Origin of the sequence: Nitrogeniibacter mangrovi (genome assembly GCF_010983895.1) — a bacterium.
Classification (GTDB): domain Bacteria; phylum Pseudomonadota; class Gammaproteobacteria; order Burkholderiales; family Rhodocyclaceae; genus Nitrogeniibacter; species Nitrogeniibacter mangrovi.
Genome location: NZ_CP048836.1, coordinates 3,514,990 through 3,531,625 on the forward strand (window position 1 = coordinate 3,514,990; position 16,636 = coordinate 3,531,625).

At 63.5% G+C, this 16,636-nt stretch carries 26 protein-coding genes; 5 read left to right on the forward strand and 21 right to left on the reverse strand.

What is annotated here, in order from left to right:
* The first annotated feature begins 51 nt into the window (after positions 1-51).
* The gene (gene uvrA / locus G3580_RS16235) at positions 52-2,907 is read left to right on the forward strand and encodes an excinuclease ABC subunit UvrA (RefSeq protein WP_173767241.1); all 2,856 of its coding nucleotides are present in this window, start codon (positions 52-54) and stop codon (positions 2,905-2,907) included.
* A 122-nt stretch (positions 2,908-3,029) separates the two neighbouring features.
* Positions 3,030-3,335 carry a hypothetical protein gene (locus G3580_RS16240; protein WP_173767243.1) on the forward strand — a complete coding sequence of 102 codons (306 nt, stop codon included), beginning with the start codon at positions 3,030-3,032 and terminating at the stop codon, positions 3,333-3,335.
* A gap of 27 nt (positions 3,336-3,362) precedes the next feature.
* Here the strand turns inward: G3580_RS16240 and G3580_RS16245 are convergent, their stop codons facing one another.
* From G3580_RS16245 to G3580_RS16255, 3 genes are all read right to left on the reverse strand, one after another.
* On the reverse strand, positions 3,363-3,794 hold the full coding sequence (locus G3580_RS16245; RefSeq protein WP_217424517.1) for a MarR family winged helix-turn-helix transcriptional regulator: 432 nt from the start codon (positions 3,792-3,794) through the stop codon (positions 3,363-3,365).
* 116 nt (positions 3,795-3,910) lie between these two features.
* On the reverse strand, positions 3,911-4,930 hold the full coding sequence (gene galE, locus G3580_RS16250; RefSeq protein WP_173767247.1) for a UDP-glucose 4-epimerase GalE: 1,020 nt from the start codon (positions 4,928-4,930) through the stop codon (positions 3,911-3,913).
* Between the two features lie 122 nt (positions 4,931-5,052).
* Positions 5,053-5,514 carry a copper chaperone PCu(A)C gene (locus G3580_RS16255; protein WP_228720695.1) on the reverse strand — a complete coding sequence of 154 codons (462 nt, stop codon included), beginning with the start codon at positions 5,512-5,514 and terminating at the stop codon, positions 5,053-5,055.
* A gap of 186 nt (positions 5,515-5,700) precedes the next feature.
* Here G3580_RS16255 and G3580_RS16260 point away from each other — a divergent pair, with 186 nt between their 5' ends.
* The 3 genes from G3580_RS16260 to G3580_RS16270 are packed head-to-tail and all read left to right on the forward strand — an operon-like array spanning position 5,701 to position 7,837.
* Positions 5,701-6,897, forward strand: coding sequence for an ATP-binding protein (locus tag G3580_RS16260; protein WP_173767248.1), 1,197 nt, complete (start codon positions 5,701-5,703; stop codon positions 6,895-6,897).
* A complete protein-coding gene (locus tag G3580_RS16265) occupies positions 6,894-7,445 on the forward strand; it encodes a response regulator transcription factor (protein WP_173767250.1) in 552 nt (183 codons plus the stop codon). Before G3580_RS16260 ends, G3580_RS16265 begins: the two co-directional genes overlap by 4 nt.
* A complete protein-coding gene (locus tag G3580_RS16270) occupies positions 7,442-7,837 on the forward strand; it encodes an RNA-binding S4 domain-containing protein (RefSeq protein WP_173767252.1) in 396 nt (131 codons plus the stop codon). The genes G3580_RS16265 and G3580_RS16270 overlap by 4 nt, the downstream gene beginning before the upstream one ends.
* 64 nt (positions 7,838-7,901) lie before the next feature.
* Here the strand turns inward: G3580_RS16270 and rplQ are convergent, their stop codons facing one another.
* Genes rplQ through rplN form a run of 18 tightly spaced genes read right to left on the reverse strand, consistent with a single transcriptional unit; the run spans position 7,902 to position 16,555 of the window.
* Complete coding sequence (gene rplQ / locus G3580_RS16275; RefSeq protein WP_173767254.1) at positions 7,902-8,312, reverse strand: 50S ribosomal protein L17; 411 nt, start codon at positions 8,310-8,312, stop codon at positions 7,902-7,904.
* Positions 8,313-8,337: 25 nt separating this feature from the next.
* A complete protein-coding gene (locus G3580_RS16280) occupies positions 8,338-9,318 on the reverse strand; it encodes a DNA-directed RNA polymerase subunit alpha (protein ID WP_173767256.1) in 981 nt (326 codons plus the stop codon).
* A gap of 38 nt (positions 9,319-9,356) precedes the next feature.
* A complete protein-coding gene (rpsD, locus tag G3580_RS16285) occupies positions 9,357-9,986 on the reverse strand; it encodes a 30S ribosomal protein S4 (RefSeq protein ID WP_173767265.1) in 630 nt (209 codons plus the stop codon).
* A 14-nt stretch (positions 9,987-10,000) separates the two neighbouring features.
* Positions 10,001-10,390, reverse strand: a complete 390-nt coding sequence (gene rpsK / locus G3580_RS16290; protein WP_173767268.1) for a 30S ribosomal protein S11 — start codon at positions 10,388-10,390, stop codon at positions 10,001-10,003.
* A gap of 12 nt (positions 10,391-10,402) precedes the next feature.
* Positions 10,403-10,765 (reverse strand): 30S ribosomal protein S13, encoded by a 363-nt coding sequence (gene rpsM, locus G3580_RS16295; RefSeq protein WP_173767270.1) that lies wholly within the window; start codon positions 10,763-10,765, stop codon positions 10,403-10,405.
* A 53-nt stretch (positions 10,766-10,818) separates the two neighbouring features.
* Positions 10,819-10,932, reverse strand: coding sequence for a 50S ribosomal protein L36 (gene rpmJ, locus G3580_RS16300; protein ID WP_159683631.1), 114 nt, complete (start codon positions 10,930-10,932; stop codon positions 10,819-10,821).
* A 22-nt stretch (positions 10,933-10,954) separates the two neighbouring features.
* Positions 10,955-11,173 (reverse strand): translation initiation factor IF-1, encoded by a 219-nt coding sequence (infA, locus tag G3580_RS16305; RefSeq protein ID WP_173767272.1) that lies wholly within the window; start codon positions 11,171-11,173, stop codon positions 10,955-10,957.
* 5 nt (positions 11,174-11,178) lie between these two features.
* On the reverse strand, positions 11,179-12,504 hold the full coding sequence (gene secY / locus G3580_RS16310) for a preprotein translocase subunit SecY (protein WP_173767274.1): 1,326 nt from the start codon (positions 12,502-12,504) through the stop codon (positions 11,179-11,181).
* A gap of 12 nt (positions 12,505-12,516) precedes the next feature.
* The gene (rplO, locus tag G3580_RS16315) at positions 12,517-12,951 is read right to left on the reverse strand and encodes a 50S ribosomal protein L15 (RefSeq protein ID WP_173767276.1); all 435 of its coding nucleotides are present in this window, start codon (positions 12,949-12,951) and stop codon (positions 12,517-12,519) included.
* 1 nt (position 12,952) lies between these two features.
* Positions 12,953-13,135, reverse strand: coding sequence for a 50S ribosomal protein L30 (gene rpmD, locus G3580_RS16320; protein WP_173767278.1), 183 nt, complete (start codon positions 13,133-13,135; stop codon positions 12,953-12,955).
* 4 nt (positions 13,136-13,139) lie between these two features.
* Positions 13,140-13,664 carry a 30S ribosomal protein S5 gene (gene rpsE / locus G3580_RS16325; protein ID WP_173767280.1) on the reverse strand — a complete coding sequence of 175 codons (525 nt, stop codon included), beginning with the start codon at positions 13,662-13,664 and terminating at the stop codon, positions 13,140-13,142.
* 12 nt (positions 13,665-13,676) lie between these two features.
* Positions 13,677-14,030, reverse strand: coding sequence for a 50S ribosomal protein L18 (gene rplR, locus G3580_RS16330; RefSeq protein ID WP_173768860.1), 354 nt, complete (start codon positions 14,028-14,030; stop codon positions 13,677-13,679).
* A gap of 15 nt (positions 14,031-14,045) precedes the next feature.
* Positions 14,046-14,579 (reverse strand): 50S ribosomal protein L6, encoded by a 534-nt coding sequence (gene rplF / locus G3580_RS16335; protein ID WP_173767282.1) that lies wholly within the window; start codon positions 14,577-14,579, stop codon positions 14,046-14,048.
* 10 nt (positions 14,580-14,589) lie between these two features.
* Positions 14,590-14,985, reverse strand: coding sequence for a 30S ribosomal protein S8 (gene rpsH / locus G3580_RS16340; protein WP_173767284.1), 396 nt, complete (start codon positions 14,983-14,985; stop codon positions 14,590-14,592).
* 11 nt (positions 14,986-14,996) lie between these two features.
* A complete protein-coding gene (rpsN, locus tag G3580_RS16345) occupies positions 14,997-15,302 on the reverse strand; it encodes a 30S ribosomal protein S14 (protein ID WP_173767286.1) in 306 nt (101 codons plus the stop codon).
* 7 nt (positions 15,303-15,309) lie between these two features.
* Positions 15,310-15,849 (reverse strand): 50S ribosomal protein L5, encoded by a 540-nt coding sequence (rplE, locus tag G3580_RS16350; protein ID WP_173767288.1) that lies wholly within the window; start codon positions 15,847-15,849, stop codon positions 15,310-15,312.
* 10 nt (positions 15,850-15,859) lie between these two features.
* Positions 15,860-16,177, reverse strand: coding sequence for a 50S ribosomal protein L24 (gene rplX / locus G3580_RS16355; protein WP_173767290.1), 318 nt, complete (start codon positions 16,175-16,177; stop codon positions 15,860-15,862).
* 9 nt (positions 16,178-16,186) lie between these two features.
* Positions 16,187-16,555, reverse strand: a complete 369-nt coding sequence (rplN, locus tag G3580_RS16360) for a 50S ribosomal protein L14 (RefSeq protein ID WP_173767292.1) — start codon at positions 16,553-16,555, stop codon at positions 16,187-16,189.
* Positions 16,556-16,636: the final 81 nt, after the last annotated feature.

A 16,636-nucleotide genomic window follows, 5' to 3' on the forward strand; every position in this document is an offset into this window, starting at 1 on the left:
GCAACTATAGTAACCGGTTAGCCGCCCCTCCCGCCACCGACGTAGGTACGCATGGACTTCATTCGCATCCGCGGCGCCCGGACGCACAACCTCAAGAACGTCAATCTGGATCTGCCCCGCAACCGGCTCACGGTCATCACCGGCCTGTCCGGGTCGGGCAAGTCGTCGCTGGCCTTCGACACCCTCTACGCCGAAGGCCAGCGCCGCTACGTGGAATCGCTCTCGGCCTATGCCCGCCAGTTCCTGCAGCTGATGGAAAAACCCGACGTGGACCTGATCGAAGGCCTGTCGCCGGCGATCTCCATCGAGCAGAAGGCCACCAGCCACAATCCGCGCTCGACCGTCGGCACGGTGACCGAGATCCACGACTACCTGCGCCTGCTCTATGCCCGCGCCGGCATTCCGCACTGCCCCGACCATCCGGAGCATGCCCTCGAGGCCCAGAGCGTGAGCCAGATGGTGGACCATGTGCTGGCGCTGCCCGAAGACACGAAGCTGATGATCCTCGCGCCGGTGGTCAGCGGCCGCAAGGGCGAGCAGCTGGAGCTGTTCGCCGAACTGCGCGCCCAGGGCTTCGTGCGCGTGCGTGTCGACGGCGAGGTCGTCGAGCTGGACGCGGCCCCCAAGCTCGACAAGAACAAGCGCCATGACGTGGACGTGGTGATCGACCGCCTCAAGGTGCGCCCGGACGCGCGCCAGCGCCTGGCCGAGTCCTTCGAGACCGCGCTCACCCATGCCGAGGGCCGGGCCATTGCGCTGGAGATGGATTCGGGCGAGGCGCACCTGTTCTCCTCCCGCTTTGCCTGCCCGGTGTGCAGCTTCGCGCTGGCCGAGCTCGAACCGCGCCTGTTCTCCTTCAACAACCCGGCGGGCGCCTGCCCGCGCTGCGACGGCCTCGGCCAGGTGGATTTCTTCGATCCCGAGCGCGTCGTCGCCCACCCCCACCTGTCCCTGGCCGGCGGCGCCATCAAGGGCTGGGACCGGCGCAACCAGTTCTACTTCCAGATGCTCACCTCACTGGCCACCCACTACCGCTTCGACGTGGAGACGCCGTTCGAGGCGCTGCCCGAGGCGGTGCGCCAGGTGGTGCTGCACGGCAGCGGGCGCACTCCGATCGCGTTCCGCTACCTGTCGGACAGCGGCCGCTCGGTGCTCAAGGAGCACCCCTTCGAAGGCATCATCCCCAACCTCGAACGGCGCTATCGCGAGACCGACTCGATCACCGTGCGCGAGGAACTGGCCAAGCTGCGCGCCGAGCAGGCCTGCCCCACCTGCGGCGGCACCCGCCTGCGCGCCGAGGCGCGCCATGTGCGCATCGGCGAGCGCAACCTGCCGGAGGTGAGCCGATTGCCGCTGGCCGAGTGCGCCCAGTTCTTCGACACCCTGAGCCTGTCCGGCCACCGCGCCCAGGTGGCCGACAAGATCGTGCGCGAGATCACCAGCCGGCTTCAGTTCCTCATCAACGTCGGGCTCAACTACCTCACCCTGCACCGCTCCGCCGACACCCTGTCGGGCGGCGAAGCACAGCGCATCCGCCTGGCGAGCCAGATCGGCTCGGGGCTCACCGGGGTCATGTACGTGCTCGACGAACCCTCCATCGGCCTGCATCAGCGCGACAACGACCGCCTCCTGGGCACGCTCAAGCGCCTGCGCGACATGGGCAATACGGTGATCGTGGTGGAGCACGACGAGGACGCGATCCGCGCCGCCGATCATGTGGTGGACATGGGCCCGGGGGCCGGCGAGCACGGCGGTGAGGTGATCGCCGAAGGCCTGCCCGAGGACATCGCCCTGCACCCGGATTCGCTCACCGGCGCCTATCTGTCGGGCCGGCGCACGATCCCGGTGCCGACCACACGCACGGCGCCGCGCGCCGACCGTCAGCTCGACCTGCGCGGTTGCAGCGGCAACAACCTCAAGGGCGTCGACCTGCAATTGCCGGTCGGCCTGTTCACCTGCGTGACCGGCGTCTCCGGATCAGGCAAGTCCACCCTGATCAATGACACCCTCTACGCCGTCGCCGCGCGTCACCTGTACGGCTCCAACCTCGACCCGGCCCCCTATGCCGAAGTGGACGGCCTGGCCTTCTTCGACAAGGTCATCAATGTCGACCAGTCGCCCATCGGCCGCACCCCGCGTTCCAACCCGGCCACCTACACCGGCCTGCTCACCCCGATCCGCGAGCTGTTCGCGGGCGTGCCCGACGCCCGCGCCCGTGGCTACGGGCCAGGACGCTTCTCCTTCAACGTCAAGGGCGGGCGCTGCGAGGCCTGCCAGGGCGACGGCCTGATCAAGGTCGAGATGCACTTCCTGCCCGACATGTACGTGCCCTGCGACGTCTGCCACGGCAAGCGCTACAACCGCGAGACGCTGGAGATCCGCTACAAGGGCCGCACCATCCACGACGTGCTGGAAATGACCGTGGAGCAGGCGCTGGACTTCTTTTCCCCGGTGCCGGTCGTGGCCCGCAAGCTGCAGACGCTCATGGACGTGGGATTGGGCTACATCCGCCTCGGACAAAGCGCGACCACCCTCTCCGGTGGCGAGGCGCAGCGGGTCAAGCTGGCGCTGGAACTGTCCAAGCGCGACACTGGCCGCACGCTCTACATCCTCGACGAACCGACCACTGGCCTGCACTTCAAGGACATCGAGATGCTGCTCGCGGTGCTGCACCGGCTGCGCGACCACGGCAACACGGTGGTCGTCATCGAACACAACCTCGACGTCATCAAGACCGCCGACTGGCTGATCGACCTCGGCCCGGAAGGCGGCGACGGCGGCGGTACCATCCTCGCGGCCGGCCCGCCGGAGACCATCGCCGCCACGCCGGGCAGCCACACCGGCCGCTACCTGGCCCCGTTGCTGAACGCACGCCGCGCCGACGACACCTCGGCCCCGACTGTGTAAGCACATATTGCAGCAGTAGCCGATTACCCGCCAATCCCGGCCGGACGGCGCGCATTTGCGCCGAACCGGGTGCAAAATGCTAGCGTTTGGACGATACGACTTAGGTAAGAGAGGCACACGCCATGGCTGAAGATGCGATCACCGAAGATCCGGAAGCCCGGTACCTGAACCGGGTCGAGCGCCGCCTCCGGGTGCTCGAGACGCTGGAGAAGGCCGGCCTCGGCCTCTACCTGCCACCCGACGCCCGCCAGCGCAAGGCGGCCATCGACATGCTGGCACGGCTCATCGCACGCCAGCGGGAGCTGCCGCGCCTGTCGCGCGACACGCTGGCGAAGGCGGCCAGTGACCTGGAAAAGCGTCTCGAATCGATGCAGAAGCAGTTGCCCAGCGACGTGCAGTACCGCAACCGGATCCGCAGCAACTGGTAAGGCGCCGGCACGGCGGCGACGCCCGGCTCAGAGTTCGGAGAACGGCTCGTTGACCGTCTCCACCTCGACCGCCATGGTGTTGGCGAGGGCCTGCAGATCGTTCGAAAGACGACCGAGCACCTCGTCGGGCAGGCGTCCGAGCGCATCGGGCAGCAAACCCGCGACGGGCTCGGGCGCCTTGGCCAGCACCGCCTGGCCGGCCTCCGTCAGGTAGAGCTGCACCACCCGTTGATCGCGAGCCGAGCGTTCGCGCCGGATGAGGCCGCTGCGTTCGGCCTTCGCGAGCAGGTTGCTGGCTGTAGACGGATGGATGGCCATCGCCGAGGCCAGTTCGGTCACGCGGATGCCGGGTTGCCTCGCCACCATCGCCAGCGCCCAGACCTGGGCGCCACTGGCACCGCAACGACGTTCCACTTTCTGCAGGTGCTGACGCACCGCGGCGTAGATGGATCGAAACAACCGCAACGCCTCATGCGCGGAAGGATTCACGAGTGACCGCCAGCCTTGTGTTCACTTACAAGCCCGGATCATAGGCCCCGGCACCACCGCACGTCCACTCCCCCTTCGAACGCTGTTCAATCGGTGAAACCCTCGGGATTCCGGGACTGCCAGCGCCACGCATCCTCGCACATGGCATCGAGCCCATGCTCGGCGCGCCAGCCCAGTTCCCGGACCGCCGCGGCCGGATCGGCATAGCACATGGCGATGTCGCCGGGGCGTCGCGGCGCGATGCGGTAGGGCACCGGGCGACCGGAGGCCCGCTCGAAGGCCTTGACCACATCGAGCACGCTGTAGCCCCGCCCGGTGCCGAGGTTGAGCGTGAGCACACCGTGGCCGCTCATGAGCCGCTCGACCGCGCGCACATGCCCCTTCGCCAGGTCGACCACATGAATGTAGTCGCGCACCCCGGTGCCGTCCGGCGTCGGGTAGTCGTCTCCGAATACCTGCAGCTCGGGGAGACGCCCGATGGCCACCTGGGCGACGTAAGGCATGAGGTTGTTGGGAATGCCGTTCGGGTCTTCGCCGATGCGGCCGGAACGATGCGCCCCCACCGGGTTGAAGTAGCGCAACAGGGCGACGTGCCAGACCGGGTCGGACGCCGCGATGTCGGCCAGGATGTATTCGAGCATCCACTTGGTCCGCCCGTAGGGATTGGTCGGCCCGGTGGGAAAATTCTCCCGGATGGGAACGCTGGCCGGATCACCGTACACCGTGGCGGAGGAACTGAACACGATCCGCTTGAGCCCGTGGTCGGCCATCGCCTCGGCAAGGCACACGGTGCCGCTCACGTTGTTGTCGTAGTAGGCCAACGGCTGGCTGACCGATTCGCCCACCGCCTTGAGCCCGGCAAAGTGGATGACGGCGTCGAAGTCATGGCCGCCCAGGATCCGGTCCAGGGCGGACCGATCACGGATGTCAGCCGTGTATTCGGCCGTCAGCGGTCGGCCGGCAATCTGCGCCACCCGCGCCAGCGCCGCCGGTTTGCTGTTGCAGTAATTGTCGACCACGACCACATCGTGGCCGGCCTCGAGCAGTTCGACACAGGTATGGGAACCGATATAGCCGGCCCCACCGGTCACGAGCACACACGCCATGCGACTTTTCGCTCCATCACGGGTATTACCGGCGCATCATACCGTCATCGTGGGATGCTGACTGTGACGAAATGGAAGAACCGCCCACAGGGGGCGGCTGCCGCGTCGCGCCCGCGCGCGAATCAGTTGTGGTGCATCATGCCTGCCGCCCCGAGCGGGCGTACCGGTGCCTCCACCCGTTGCTCAGACACCTGACCGTGCGCATCACGCAGACGCAGGACAATCTCCACGGTCTGCCCTTCGGCCAGTGGCGCCTTCAGTCCCATCAACATGATGTGGTATCCGCCCGGCGTGAGCGCCACAGGCTTGCCCGCCGGCAGATCGAGGCCGTCGATCGGGTGCATCTTCATGATGTCCTTGTCCATCGTCATCTCATGGACTTCGGTCACCTTGGCGACCGACGTGCTGGCGCCGAGCAGGCGCATGTCTTCGGGTGCCGTCAGGCGCATGAACGCCCCGCTCGCCTTCTGCGCCGCCACCGTGCCACGAACCCAGGCATTCTCCACTTTCACCTCGCCGGCCCACACGCTCAACGATGAAAACATCAGACAGGCGGTGGCGATCAGGGGTAGTGACTTTGACATCGTACTCTCCGGTTGTTGAGCGCGTTAGGGTAGCGCGCCGCCGGGGCTCAGGCGTGCGACGCGTTGTCGCAGGATGGGAGCCCCGCGCCCAGTGGGTGATAATAGGCCATGAGTCCAGACACTGCGGCGCTCGTGCGTCCGACAACGCCCCCAGACGCCGCCGCTTCCCCGCCACTCGCGCGGCTCGTGTCCCTGCGCTGGGTGTCGGCCGCACTGATGTTCGCGGCAGCCATCGGCGCACGGCCAATGTTCGGCATCACCGTCCCGCGCGAAGCAATATTCGTTGTCGCCGGCACCCTCGCCCTCTGGAATCTGATCACCCGACGTCTCGGCGCAGCGACGCCGGGAACCAGTTGGCCGCTGTTCGTCGAGCTGGTCGTGGATCTGGCCGGGTGGGGCAGCTTTCTGTACCTGACCGGCGGCGCCACCAACCCCATGATTTCCCTGCTGCTGCCCATCATCGCCGTGGGCGCGGCGATTCTTCCGGTGCGGCAGGCCTGGATGCTCGCAGCGCTCTCCATCCTCGTCTACGCGTGGCTGTGGTCGTTCCACATACCGCTCCAGCTACCCTCCTCGGCACATGCCGCGCTGTGGCATCTGGCCGGCATGTGGGCCACGTTCACCGTATCGGCGATCGTCATTGCCTGGTATGTCTCCCGCATGACTCGCGCCATGCGCGCTCGTGACCAGGCACTGGCCGACGCGCGCGAACAGCGTCTGCGGGGCGAGCGCGTCATGGCCCTGGCCAACCTCGCCGCCGGCGCCGCCCATGAGTTGGGCACACCGCTGGGCACGATGCGGCTACTCGTGTCCGAACTGCGCCGCGGCACTCATCCGCCCGACATCCAGGAGGATCTGGCGCTGATCGACCAGCAGATCGAGCAGTGCAAGAGCATCCTTGGCCGGCTGACCGAGGCCGCCGGACGTGCCCGGGCCTCCGATATCGCCGCCCGGCCGATCAACGCCTGGCTGGACGAGTTGCTGGGCAGGCTGCAGGCGCAACGCCCGGAGCTTCACCTCGTACGCCGTGGGGAAGACGTCGACGCCTCGATCGCGATCGACATGGCTTTCACACAGGCCATTCACAACGTGCTCACCAACGCACTGGCCGTTTCCCGCGATGCGCCGGTGGAGCTTGATGTCTGCCGGCGGGGCGCACTGCTCGATCTGTGCATTGCGGACCGCGGCCCCGGCCTCCCCGACGACGTTCGCGCTGCCATTGACGCGCCCCACCTGCGCGAGCGCCTGCCGACGGAAGGACTCGGGATCGGTCTTCTGCTCTCGGTCGCGTCCATCGAACACGCCGGCGGCTCCCTGCACTTCTCGCCACGCCCCGGCGGTGGCACGATTGCCCTGATCACCCTGCCTGTCGCCCGCCCATGACAACCCTTACCCCAATCCACCACGCGCTTGTCGTCGACGACGACCCGACGTTCAATCGGGTGCTTCAACGCGCCCTTGGACACCGCAACATCGACGCCACCGGCGCAACCACCGAAAGCGACGCGCTGGACTTGCTGCGTCGCGATCCGACGATCGATGCCGTCATCCTCGACCTGAATCTCGCCGGCCGTTCCGGGCTGGACCTCATCGAACCCATACTCGCGTTACGTCCCCGGGCGCGCGTGCTCGTCCTGACGGGCTATGCGAGCATCGCCACCGCGGTCGAAGCCGTCAAGCGAGGCGCCTATCAGTATCTGGCCAAACCCACCGACGTCGAGACCATCCTGCGCGCCATGGACGGCGGCGTCGGTACGCCAGCGCCGACCGTCATGGACATTGCGCCGATGTCGGTGAACCGGCTCGAGTGGGAACACATTCAACGCGTGCTGGCCGAAAACGATGGCAATATCTCGGCTACCGCGCGCGCCCTCAAGATGCATCGCCGCACCCTGCAAAGAAAGCTTTCGAAACGCCCCAGGAAAGAATGAGTACGACGCCCGCCGATCCGGACAAATTGCGCTTCGACAAATGGCTCTGGGCCGCCCGCTTCTTCAAGACCCGCTCCGTGGCCAGCGCCGCGATCGAAGGGGGGCATGCGCACCTGAACGGCGCGCGGGTGAAGCCGGCCCACCCCATCCGGATCGACGACCGGGTCGACATCACGCGCGGCCAGGAGCGCCTCACGGTCCGGGTCGTGGCGCTCTCCGATCGACGCGGCCCCGCACCGGTGGCACAGACGCTGTACGAGGAAACGCCGGAAAGCTTGGCGCGCAGGGCGACCCCTACCGCCGCACCGGTCGAGTCCGGACGCCGTGGTGGACGCCCGACCAAACAGGACCGCAGACGCATCGATCGCTACCGCCACGGGGACGGCGAATAACCCCCCTCGGAAGACAGAAAAGCCGACCCTGAGGTCGGCTTTTCCTTCGGCGACGGTCGCTGACTTATGCGGCCTGCTCTTCCTGACCGGCGGCCTCTGCAGGCGCCTCACCCGCCTCCGGGCGGTCCAGCAGCTCGACGTACGCCATCGGTGCGTTGTCGCCATCACGGAAACCGAATTTGAGGATCCGCAGGTAACCACCATTACGGGTCGCGTAGCGCGGCCCGAGCTCGTCGAACAGCTTCACGACCATGTCACGATTGCGCAGGCGGCTGAACGCCAGACGACGATTCGCGACGGAGGGCTTCTTACCCAGGGTGATCAGCGGCTCGACGACGCGACGCAGCTCTTTTGCCTTGGGCAGGGTGGTTTTGATCGCTTCATGCTCCAGCAGCGAGTTGGCCATGTTGCGCAGCATCGCCTGGCGATGCGAACTCGTGCGGTTCAGTTTGCGAAGACCGTTACGGTGACGCATGATCTCGTTCCTTTATCCCGACCGATCAACCGAGCTTTTCAAGCCCGGCCGGCGGCCAATTTTCCAGTTTCATGCCGAGAGTCAGGCCACGGGAGGCCAGCACTTCCTTGATCTCGTTCAGCGACTTGCGACCGAGATTCGGCGTCTTGAGCAGTTCGGTTTCCGTCCGCTGGATCAGGTCACCGATGTAGTAAATGTTTTCCGCCTTCAGGCAATTGGCCGAGCGCACGGTCAGCTCCAGATCGTCGACCGGGCGCAGCAGCACCGGATCGATCGCCGGGGCCTGAGCCTGCTCAACCTCGACCGGAGTGCCTTCGAGATCGGCAAAGACCGAAAGCTGATCGACGAGCACACGCGCGGCATAGCGAATGGCTTCTTCAGGATCGACGGCACCGTTGGTCTCGATGTCGATGACAAGTCGGTCCAGGTCGGTACGCTGCTCGACCCGAGCACTCTCAACCTGATAGCTCACTCGGCGCACCGGGCTGAACGAAGCATCAAGCATGATGTGACCAATCGCACGCGATTCAGCGCTGGCCGGCCGTTGGTTGGCCGGTTGATAGCCACGACCTTCCTCGACCTTGATCTGCATTTCCAGCTTGCCGCCGGGTGCCAGGTGTGCAATGACGTAATCGGGGTTGATCACTTCCACATCATGGGTGGTCTCGATATCCCCGGCGGTCACGACACCCTCGCCGGACTTCGACAGCTGCAGGGTCACTTCACCACGGTTGTGCATCTTGAGCACAACACCTTTCAGGTTCAACAACAGGTCAACGACGTCCTCGCGGACGCCGTCCAGCGTCGAATACTCGTGCAGGACGCCATCGATACTCACTTCCGTCGCCGCACACCCGGGCAGCGACGAGAGCAGGATTCGGCGCAGTGCATTGCCCAGGGTATGCCCGAAACCACGTTCGAACGGCTCCATGGTCACGCGAGCGTGCACCGGAGACAGGCTTTGTACATCAATGATGCGCGGTTTCAGCAGTGCATTGCTTTGCATCAGCAGTCCTTGGTTCGCAAATTACGTCAGACCCGCCATTAGCGGGAATAAAGTTCGACCACGAGACCTTCATTCAGGGTCGCAGGCAGCTCGGCGCGTTGCGGGTAAGCCTTGAACGTACCCTTGCCGGCCTTGACGTCCACCTCGATCCACTCGGGGAAACCACGCGACTCAGCCGCTTCGAGGGCCGCCTTGACGCGCAGCGAAGCGCGCGCACGCTCGGTCAGCTCGACGACGTCGCCGGGGCGCACGTTGTACGACGGAATGTTCACACGGCGACCATTCACCAGAACGCCGTTGTGGCGAACCACCTGACGGGATTCGGCACGCGACGCGCCGAATCCCATGCGGAAAGCGACGGAATCCAGGCGACCTTCAAGCAACTGAAGGAGGTTTTCACCGGTCTGCCCCTTGCGGCGGTCGGCTTCCGCATAAACTTTGCGGAACTGGCGCTCGAGGACGCCGTACAGACGACGGATCTTCTGCTTTTCGCGCAGCTGCACGCCGTAACCGGACATGCGCTGCCCCGAACGCTGGCCGTGCTGGCCGGGGGCGTAGGCGCGACGCTCGATGGCGCATTTGTCGGTGAAGCACTTTTCGCCTTTGAGGAAAAGCTTCTCGCCTTCACGACGGCACTGGCGGCACTTGGGATCAAGATTGCGAGCCACGTTTTAACTCCTTGTCAGATACGGCGCTTCTTGGGCGGCCGGCAACCGTTGTGCGGAATCGGCGTGATGTCGGTGATGCTCGTCACCTTGATTCCCAGTGCATTGAGTGCACGCACCGAGGACTCACGACCGGGGCCGGGCCCCTTGATTCGCACTTCCACGTTCTTCACACCGCACTCCTGGGCCGCCTTGCCGGCCGCTTCGGCCGCCACCTGGGCAGCGAACGGCGTGGACTTGCGAGAGCCCTTGAAGCCGGCACCACCCGCGGTAGCCCACGACAGCGCGTTGCCCTGCCGGTCGGTGATGGTGATGATGGTGTTGTTGAAGCTCGCGTGGACGTGAACGATGCCTTCGGCAACGTTCTTCTTGACCTTCTTGCGAACCTTGGTAGCAGTCTTAGCCATATTTTTTCTCTATCACTTCTTGCCGGCGATCGCCTTGCGCGGCCCTTTACGGGTGCGAGCGTTGGTACGGGTACGCTGGCCGCGGCACGGCAGCCCACGGCGATGACGCAGGCCGCGGTAGCAGCTCAGGTCCATGAGTCGCTTGATGCTCATCGTGACTTCACGACGCAGATCACCTTCGACAACGTACTGACCAACCGCATCACGCAGGCGCTCCATGTCGCTTTCGGTCAGATCCTTGATCTTGACCGAGCGCTCGACACCTGCCGCGTCGCAGATTTTCTGCGCGCGGGTGCGGCCAATACCGAAAATTGCGGTCAGCGCGATTTCGGCGTGCTTGTGATTGGGAATGTTTACCCCAGCAATACGGGCCATCCGATCACCCCAGAAAGCTAAACTTTAAATTATAACCTTGATAGCCTGAGCTATCAACCTTGGCGCTGCTTGTGGCGCGGATCCGTGCAAATCACACGAACGACGCCTTTGCGTCGAATGACCTTGCAGTTGCGGCAGATTCGCTTGACTGAAGCCTGCACTCTCATTTTGATACTCCCGTAAATTCAATCACTTCGAGCGGAAAACAATCCGCCCTTTTGTCAGGTCGTACGGGGTCAGCTGCACAGTGACGCGATCCCCGGGCAAAATCCGGATGTAATGCATGCGCATCTTTCCGGAAATGTGCCCCAATACTTCGTGGCCGTTTTCCAGACGCACCCGGAAGGTGGCATTCGGGAGGTTCTCGAGGACCTCCCCCTGCATTTCAATGACGTCTTCCTTCGCCATCTCGATTACCGCATCGGCAGTCCCGCACCCTTGAAATTCGCCTTCTTGAGAAGACTTTCATACTGGTGCGACATGATGTACGCCTGGACCTGCGCCATGAAATCCATCGTGACGACCACGATGATCAGCAGCGAGGTACCCCCGAAATAGAACGGAACGTTCCACTTCAAAATCAAAAACTCCGGCAACAGACACACGAGGGTGATGTAGATCGCCCCGGCGAAGGTCAGTCGCATGAGAATGCGGTCGATGTACTTCGCGGTCTGCTCACCCGGACGAATCCCCGGAACGAACGCGCCACTCTTCTTCAGGTTGTCCGCCGTCTCCTTGGCGTTGAAAACCAAAGCGGTATAGAAGAAGCAGAAAAACACGATCGCGGTGGCATAAAGCATCACGTAGATCGGCTGACCGGGTGACAGCGTGGCCGACACGTCCTTGAGCCAGGACATTCCCGCCGACTCGCCGAACCACTGCCCGAGGGTTGCCGGAAACAGGATGATGCTCGACGCAAAAATCGGCGGGATCACCCCGGCCATGTTGAGCTTCAGCGGCAGATGGGAACTCTGACCACCGTAGACCTTGTTGCCGACCTGACGCTTGGCGTAATTGACCAGAATCTTTCGTTGGCCACGCTCGACAAACACGACCACACCCGTCACCAGCACCACAAGCACGCAGATGAACAGCGCCGTGAAGGGATGCATGGCACCCGTGCGAACCAGTTCGAACAATCCCCCGATCGCATGCGGCAACCCCGAAGCAATCCCCGCAAAGATAATCAGGGAAATACCGTTGCCCAGGCCGCGCTCCGTGATCTGTTCGCCAAGCCACATCAGGAACATCGTCCCGGTCACCAGTGTCGCCACCGTCACGAAGCGGAACATCATCCCCGGATCGACGACGAGACCCTGCTGGCCTTCGAGCGCGACGGAAATCCCGACCGCCTGGAACAGCGCAAGCGCGACCGTACCGTAGCGGGTGTATTGGGTAATCTTCCGTCGACCGGCTTCCCCTTCCTTCTTCAGCGCTTCGAGCTGTGGCGATGCCACGCTCATGAGCTGCATGATGATGGAAGCCGAAATATACGGCATGATCCCGAGCGCGAAGATGGTGAATCGCTTCAGCGCGCCCCCGGAGAACAGGTTGAACACCCCGAGGATGCCACCCTGTTGGGACTGGAAGATCTCTGCCAGGCGATGCGGATCGATGCCAGGCACCGGAATGTGCGCGCCGATCCGATAAACGACCAGCGCGCCGATCAGGAACAGGAAGCGGCGACGCAGGTCGCCGAACTTGCCCTGGTTTCCGATTGCTGCGGGTTGCTTTGCCACGAGCGTTTAACCTTACTCGGCGACCGAACCGCCGGCAGCCTCAATGGCAGCGCGCGCACCCTTGGTGACGGCGACACCCTTGAGACTCACCTTGCGGGTGATGGCCCCGGACAGAATGACTTTCGCGGACAAGGCATCGGACGCAATCACGCCCGCCTGCTTCAGAACGAGCAGATCCACGTCATCGACGGGAAGCTTGTCCAGCTCGGACAGGCGCACCTCGGCCTTGCGGCCCTTCTGCAGCGACACGAAACCGCGTTTCGGCAGACGGCGCTGCAGCGGCATCTGACCGCCCTCGAAGCCGACCTTGTGAAAGCCACCGGCGCGTGATTTCTGGCCCTTGTGGCCTCGACCTGCCGTCTTTCCCAGACCGGAGCCGATACCGCGACCGACCCGTTTGGCGGCGCGCTTGGAACCCTCGGCAGGTTTGATGGTATTGAGTCGCATCTTAACCCTCGCACTTCACCAGATAGGCGACCTTGTTGACCATGCCCCGCACTTCGGGCGTATCCACCAGCTCAACCGAATGGTTGAGGCGACGGAGCCCGAGGCCACGAACCGTGGCACGGTGGGACTGCTTGGTACCGATCACGCTCTTGACGAGCGTGACTTTGATCTTCTTCTCAGCCATGGCCTCACCCGATCAGTTCTTCGACCGTCTTGCCGCGCTTGGCAGCAATCTCGGACGGAGTGCGCACGGAGAACAAGCCGTTCAGCGTGGCACGCACAACGTTGTACGGATTGGACGAACCGATGCATTTGCAAATGATGTCGGTCACACCCATCACCTCGAACACCGCGCGCATCGGACCGCCGGCAATGATACCGGTCCCGTGGGGCGCCGGTTGCATCAGCACGGTCGCCGCGCCATGCTTGCCGATCACCGCATGGTGGAGGGTCCCATCCTTCAGGGACACTTTCGCCAGCTTGCGGCGCGCCTCGTCCATGGCTTTCTGCACGGCCACCGGCACTTCGCGCGCCTTGCCCTTGCCCATGCCGACACCGCCATCACCGTCACCGACCACGGTCAGTGCGGCAAAGCCGAGAATGCGACCGCCCTTGACAACCTTGGTGACGCGATTGATCGCCACCATCTTTTCGCGCAGGGAATCGTCCCGCTCTTCGGCTGCCTGGGCGCGCTTGGTTTGCTGTTTCGCCATTGCTACCCTCGCTTAGAACTTGAGGCCGGCTTCTCGGGCCGCCTCAGCCAACGCCTTGACGCGGCCGTGATAGTGAAAACCCGCACGATCAAAGGCCACCTGCTCGATGCCAGCGGCTTTCGCCCGCTCGGCGATACGCTTGCCGACGTCGACAGCAGCGGAGACCGTACCGCCTTTGCCACCTTCGGCACGTGCACCCTTCTCGTTCGTGGAGGCCGAAGCCATCACGCGAGAGCCGCACCCCGAGATGATCTGGGCGTAGATGTGCTGATTGGAGCGATAGACCGTCAGACGGACCGTCTTGAGCTCGGAAATTTTGGCTCGAGTTTTGCGAGCCCGGCGCAGACGCACCGCTTTCTTGTTCATCATGACAAACCGCCCTTACTTCTTCTTGGTTTCCCGGAGGACCACACGCTCGTCGGAGTACCGCACACCTTTGCCCTTGTACGGCTCCGGCGGACGATAGCCACGCACTTCGGCAGCGACCTGGCCAACCAACTGCTTGTCCACCCCCTTGATGAGGATTTCCGTTTGCGACGGCGTTTCGGCCGTCACACCTTCCGGCAGTTCATGCTCGACCGGGTGGGAGAACCCGAGACTGAGGTTCAGCTTCTTGCCTTGAGCCTGAGCGCGGTAACCCACACCAACCAAGTTCAACTTGCGCTCGAAACCCTTGCTCACGCCCGTCACCATGTTATTGACCAGCGCACGCATGGTCCCGGACATCGAACGGGAGGCCTTGCTGCCGTCGATGGCCTTGCACACCACCGCGCCATCTTCCTGGGCCACGGACACGGACGGATGTAACGCGCGGGACAGCTGACCCAGCGGACCTTTGACGCTGATCTCTCCGCCTGCGATCTTGACCTCGACGCCGGCGGGCAACGCGACCGGATTCTTAGCAACTCGAGACATCTTCGCCCCCTTACGCCACGATGCAGATGACTTCACCACCCACGCGATTGGCTCGCGCGGCGCGGTCGGTCATCACACCTTTCGGCGTCGAAACAATCGCAACACCCAAGCCGTTCATGACGCGCGGCAGGTCGTTGCTTCCCTTGTACACACGCAGACCCGGCTTGGACACACGCTCGATACGCTCGATGACCGGCTCGCCGGCATAGTACTTCAGCGTCAGGTCGAGCTCGGGCTTTCCACCGCCCTCACGTACGTTGTAACCGTCGATATAACCTTCTTCCTGAAGCACCTTGGCAATTGCCACCTTGAGCTTCGAGGACGGCATTGCCACCGTGGCCTTTTGCGCCATTTGACCGTTGCGGATGCGCGTCAGCATATCGGCGATCGGATCGGACATACTCATTTCGTCTCTCCTTACCAGCTCGCCTTGGTCATGCCGGGCACTTCACCCCGGAATGCCACTTCACGCAGCTTGTTACGACACAGACCGAATTTGCGGAACACACCACGCGGACGACCGGTCAGCGAGCAGCGATTGCGCTGGCGCGTCGGGTTGGCATTGCGCGGCAGCTGCTGCAGCTTGAGACGCGCACTCATGCGCTCTTCTTCCGACAGGCTGGTGTCCTTGATTTGCGCCTTGAGCGCAGCCCGCTTGACGGCAAACTTCGCCACCAGCTTGGCGCGCTTTTCTTCGCGATTGATCAGAGCCAATTTCGCCATATCGCCCTCAATTCTTGAACGGGAACTTGAACGCAACGAGGAGCGCACGCGCCTCGGCATCCGTCTTCGCCGTAGTCGTGATACTGATGTTCATACCGCGCACCGCATCAACTTTGTCGTACTCGATTTCAGGAAAGATAATCTGTTCCTTGACACCGAGGTTGTAGTTGCCACGACCATCAAAACCCTTACCGCCAATCCCGCGAAAATCGCGAACACGCGGCAACGCGACACTCACCAGGCGGTCGAGGAATTCAAACATGCGCGGACCGCGCAGCGTGACCATGCAACCGATCGGATAACCGTCGCGGATCTTGAAGCCGGCGATCGACTTGCGCGCCTTGGTGACCACCGGCTTCTGGCCGGCAATTTTGGTCATGTCACCAACGGCGTGCTCGAGCACCTTTTTGTCACCGACCGCTTCACCCACACCCATGTTCAGCGTGATCTTGGTGATACGCGGCACTTCCATCACCGACTTGTAGCCGAATTGCTGCATCAGCCCCGGCGCGACGGTGTCCTTGTAGAAATCTTGCAAGCGAGCCATCACGGAATCCTTACGCGTCGACCAGTTCGCCGTTCGACTTGAAGACGCGCACCTTGCGACCATCCTCAAGCGTCTTCACCCCAACACGATCCCCTTTCTGGGTCGCGGGATTGAACAGCGCAACATTCGAGACATGAATCGGCATCTCCTTTTCGACGATGCCACCAACTTCGCCCTTCATCGGGTTCGGACGAACATGCTTCTTGACGCGATTGACGCCTTCAACGACCACGCGCTCTGCATCCACGCGACGCAGCACCGTGCCACGACGGCCACTATCCTTGCCCGTCAGCACCACGACTTCGTCGCCAGTACGAATCTTGTTCATGGTCGCTCCTTACAGCACTTCAGGCGCCAGGGACACGATCTTCATGAAGCGCTCGGTACGCAACTCGCGCGTCACCGGGCCGAAGATACGAGTGCCGATCGGCTCCAACTTGGTGTTCAGCAACACAGCGGCATTGCCGTCAAACTTGATCAGCGCGCCGTCCGGACGGCGAACGCCCTTGGCCGTACGCACCACCACCGCGTTGTACACATCACCTTTCTTGACGCGACCACGAGGCACCGCCTCCTTGACCGCCACCTTGATGATGTCACCCACCCCGGCGTAGCGACGCTTCGAGCCGCCAAGCACCTTGATGCACATCACCGAACGCGCGCCGGAGTTGTCGGCGACGTTCAGCACCGTCTGCATTTGAATCATGAATTAAATCTCCAACTTAACCCGCAACAAGCGGTCAGTCTTGGAACCCGTCAGGGTAAAATGCCCGAAAAGGCAAAGAAG

Excerpts from the sequence above, each read along its gene's own strand:
- uvrA (WP_173767241.1), top strand. The coding sequence starts at position 52 with ATGGACTTCATTCGCATCCGCGGCGCCCGGACGCACAACCTCAAGAAC.
- G3580_RS16240 (WP_173767243.1), top strand. The coding sequence starts at position 3,030 with ATGGCTGAAGATGCGATCACCGAAGATCCGGAAGCCCGGTACCTGAAC.
- galE (WP_173767247.1), bottom strand. The coding sequence starts at position 4,930 with ATGGCGTGTGTGCTCGTGACCGGTGGGGCCGGCTATATCGGTTCCCAT.
- G3580_RS16255 (WP_228720695.1), bottom strand. The coding sequence starts at position 5,514 with ATGTCAAAGTCACTACCCCTGATCGCCACCGCCTGTCTGATGTTTTCA.
- G3580_RS16265 (WP_173767250.1), top strand. The coding sequence starts at position 6,894 with ATGACAACCCTTACCCCAATCCACCACGCGCTTGTCGTCGACGACGAC.
- G3580_RS16270 (WP_173767252.1), top strand. The coding sequence starts at position 7,442 with ATGAGTACGACGCCCGCCGATCCGGACAAATTGCGCTTCGACAAATGG.
- rplQ (WP_173767254.1), bottom strand. The coding sequence starts at position 8,312 with ATGCGTCACCGTAACGGTCTTCGCAAACTGAACCGCACGAGTTCGCAT.
- G3580_RS16280 (WP_173767256.1), bottom strand. The coding sequence starts at position 9,318 with ATGCAAAGCAATGCACTGCTGAAACCGCGCATCATTGATGTACAAAGC.
- rpsK (WP_173767268.1), bottom strand. The coding sequence starts at position 10,390 with ATGGCTAAGACTGCTACCAAGGTTCGCAAGAAGGTCAAGAAGAACGTT.
- rpsM (WP_173767270.1), bottom strand. The coding sequence starts at position 10,765 with ATGGCCCGTATTGCTGGGGTAAACATTCCCAATCACAAGCACGCCGAA.
- rpmJ (WP_159683631.1), bottom strand. The coding sequence starts at position 10,932 with ATGAGAGTGCAGGCTTCAGTCAAGCGAATCTGCCGCAACTGCAAGGTC.
- infA (WP_173767272.1), bottom strand. The coding sequence starts at position 11,173 with ATGGCGAAGGAAGACGTCATTGAAATGCAGGGGGAGGTCCTCGAGAAC.
- rplO (WP_173767276.1), bottom strand. The coding sequence starts at position 12,951 with ATGCGACTCAATACCATCAAACCTGCCGAGGGTTCCAAGCGCGCCGCC.
- rpmD (WP_173767278.1), bottom strand. The coding sequence starts at position 13,135 with ATGGCTGAGAAGAAGATCAAAGTCACGCTCGTCAAGAGCGTGATCGGT.
- rpsE (WP_173767280.1), bottom strand. The coding sequence starts at position 13,664 with ATGGCGAAACAGCAAACCAAGCGCGCCCAGGCAGCCGAAGAGCGGGAC.
- rplR (WP_173768860.1), bottom strand. The coding sequence starts at position 14,030 with ATGAACAAGAAAGCGGTGCGTCTGCGCCGGGCTCGCAAAACTCGAGCC.
- rplF (WP_173767282.1), bottom strand. The coding sequence starts at position 14,579 with ATGTCTCGAGTTGCTAAGAATCCGGTCGCGTTGCCCGCCGGCGTCGAG.
- rpsH (WP_173767284.1), bottom strand. The coding sequence starts at position 14,985 with ATGAGTATGTCCGATCCGATCGCCGATATGCTGACGCGCATCCGCAAC.
- rpsN (WP_173767286.1), bottom strand. The coding sequence starts at position 15,302 with ATGGCGAAATTGGCTCTGATCAATCGCGAAGAAAAGCGCGCCAAGCTG.
- rplE (WP_173767288.1), bottom strand. The coding sequence starts at position 15,849 with ATGGCTCGCTTGCAAGATTTCTACAAGGACACCGTCGCGCCGGGGCTG.
- rplX (WP_173767290.1), bottom strand. The coding sequence starts at position 16,177 with ATGAACAAGATTCGTACTGGCGACGAAGTCGTGGTGCTGACGGGCAAG.
- rplN (WP_173767292.1), bottom strand. The coding sequence starts at position 16,555 with ATGATTCAAATGCAGACGGTGCTGAACGTCGCCGACAACTCCGGCGCG.